A 2896-nucleotide genomic window follows, 5' to 3' on the forward strand; every position below is an offset into this window, starting at 1 on the left:
CCCGGTCCCATTCCGAACCCGGAAGCTAAGACCCACAGCGCCGATGGTACTGCACCCGGGAGGGTGTGGGAGAGTAGGTCACCGCCGGAACATCATTACACGGTCGAGAGCCCCAACCACAGGTTGGGGCTCTCCCGCATTTAACCCACTATTCGTAGCCGGCGCACGGCCCCATCACGGGCCGGACACCGCTCAGCGGGGGAACTTCCGGCTGTGAATCCAGGCCAGGAGCTCGAGGACGAGCCCTCCGCCAACCGCAGCCACAAGGGCTGCCCGCATCAAATCCGCCGGCGGCCAGGCCAGATGGAAGAACTCCTGGGCCGACGGCAGGTTGAGCAGGATGACGAGGCTGGCGCACATCGCCAGCACCACCGCCAACTTCCTTGCGTCGAGCGGCCGGGAGACGACCGTGAGGATCCACAACCCGAGCACAGACAGGGTAAGGACCGATGCGGACTGCAGCGGCTCCGGCCCGGCGTCGGCAGCTCCGCTGAAAGTCGCGTACAGGTTCAACCCCAGCAGTGCACCCGTGACGATGAGCCCGGCGGGGATCGCGAAGGACAGGGACTGGCGCAGGAACCCCGGCCGGTAGCGGCGGGTATTGGCCATCAGGGCCAGGAAGAAGGAGGGGATGCCGATCGTCAGGCCGTCGGTGAAGGACAGCTGGCGGGGCAGGAACGGAAACTGCAGGTTGAGGAGCCCGAAGCTGACTGCGATCGCGATCGAATAGGCCGTCTTGCTGAGGAACAGCTTGGACACCCGCTCGATGTTGGCTATCACCCGGCGGCCCTCCGCGACCACCCCGGGCAGCCGATCGAAGCGTCCGTCCAACAGCACCAGCCGGGCCACGGCCTTCGTGGCCGGTGCCGCCGAGTTCATGGCTATGCCAAGGTCCGCCTCCTTCAGTGCCAGGACGTCGTTGACGCCGTCGCCTGTCATTGCGACCGTATGCCCCCGGCGCTGAAGTGCTGCCACCATGTCCTTCTTCTGGTGCGGACTCACCCGGCCGAACACCGTGTTGTCGCCCATGACCTCTTCAAGGCGTTGGGGGTCCACGGGGAGGTTCCTGGCATCGTAGCCATCGCCGATGTCCAGGCCCACGCTGCGTGCAATCGCCGCGACGGTCCGGGGATCGTCTCCCGAGATGATTTTCAACTCAACGCCCTCATCGCGGAAGTAGTCGAGTGTTTGCCGGGCATCGGGGCGGATCTGTTCCCGGAACGTGAGCACAACTACAGGATTCACTTTTGCCGGCAGTGTTGGGTCGTTGAGAGTGATGGTGGTGCCGTCTGCGTAGGCGAGCAGAACCGTCCGCAGCCCGGAAGCGGCGAGCCCGCCGGCCCTGTCCAGGACGGCGCCCGTTCCAGCGTCGCCAGGTCTGGCCCCAAGAACTACTTCAGGGGCGCCGAGGATCCAGGAACGCCGGAGTGGACCCCCGCCGTCGAACGTCACGGAGCTCCACTTCCGGGCCGAAGAGAACGGAACCGATGAGACCGCCGGCGTGCCGCCGTCGTGCTCAAAACCCGACTCAAGGCAACGCGACGTGGCGTTTGCCTCCGGATCCGCGGCGAACCACCCCAACGCGTGCTCCCAGCCAGGCTCGGCCGGTTCGGCCAGCTCATGCACGCCGTCAAAAATGATTCGACCTTCGGTGAGGGTCCCGGTCTTGTCCAGGCAGAGGACATCGACGCGGGCCAGGCCCTCGACCGCGGCCAGCTCCTGGACGAGAACCTTGTTCCCGGCCAGCCGGACCCCGCCTACGGCGAATGCCACGCTCGAAAGCAGGACCAACCCCAAGGGAATCATGGCGATCACGCTCGCAATCACTCCCACCATGGCGGATGTCCAGGCGCCGCTCGCGATGGCTTCCTGCCAGCCGCCCCTGGACTGCATCTCACCGTTGGCAACGATGAGCGCGACCGGCAACAGCGCCCAGGTGAGCCAGCGCAAGATCCGATTGAGGCTGGTGCGGATCTCCGAGTTCACCAGCGAGAACCGTTTCGCGTCAGCGGCGAGCTTGCTCGAAAAGGATTCAGCGCCCACCCGGACCACCCGGGCGGTGCCCCGGCCGGCGACAATGATCGAGCCGGAGAGCACCTCCGCCCCCGCCTCCTTATCCACGGGATCCGACTCCCCGGTGAGGAGTGATTCATCGGACTCCAGCCCTCCGCTCTCGAGGACGGAGGCATCGGCCGTGACCTGGTCCCCGGCCCGCAGGACCAGGACATCGTCAAGCACGACGTCGGCGGTCGGGATCTCCTGTACGGACCCGTCACGCAGGACCCGGGCCAGCGGGGCCTCGAGGACGGCGAGGCGGTCCAGGGAACGCTTGGCGCGGTACTCCTGCACAACGCCGATGACGGCGTTGCCGACAGCCGCCAAGCCAAAGAGCGCGTCCTGCCAGCTGCCCAGCAGGAGCAGGAAGATAAAGCTCGTGCCGACGATCGCGTTGAACAGAGTCAGCACGTTGGCGCGGACGATCTCCCAAAGGCTCCGGCTGGTCGCGTCGGGCACGCGGTTGTCCAGGCCGCTGCTCATCCGGTAGGCGACGTCGCCACGGGACAGGCCGGCGGCGGCAGGTCCGGACACGCGCCGATGAATTACCTCTGGTCTATGACGCCGGTGTTCTGCCATCACCTCCTGATCGTAACGGGGCGTGCTGCGGAATGCAGGTGATGCAGCCCACAGGAATGACTTTCCGGGGTTTGTGGGTGCAGTAGGACCTCGGAGGCGATGATTTCCGTGTGGTGGCGGGGTTTTTGGGGGTGTGGGTGGGGTGGTGGGGGTGGATTTGTGCCGGGTGCTGGGGGCGTGTATTGTTGTTCGAGTCGCCGCCGCTGATGCGGAAAGATAGCGACCGACCCCCTTCTGAACAGCCTGGAAAATGGTGCGGTTA

The 2896-nt window shown here is 65.9% G+C and carries 1 protein-coding gene and 1 rRNA gene; one reads left to right on the forward strand and one right to left on the reverse strand.

Annotated features, from left to right (window positions below):
• A 5S ribosomal RNA gene (gene rrf / locus AC1DC5_RS18975) occupies positions 1-90 on the forward strand; the annotation flags it as partial.
• A gap of 102 nt (positions 91-192) precedes the next feature.
• Here the strand turns inward: rrf and AC1DC5_RS18980 are convergent.
• Positions 193-2634, reverse strand: coding sequence for an HAD-IC family P-type ATPase (locus tag AC1DC5_RS18980; protein WP_476866190.1), 2442 nt, complete (start codon positions 2632-2634; stop codon positions 193-195).
• Positions 2635-2896: the final 262 nt, after the last annotated feature.

This window comes from Arthrobacter sp. 10L424 (genome assembly GCF_056395325.1).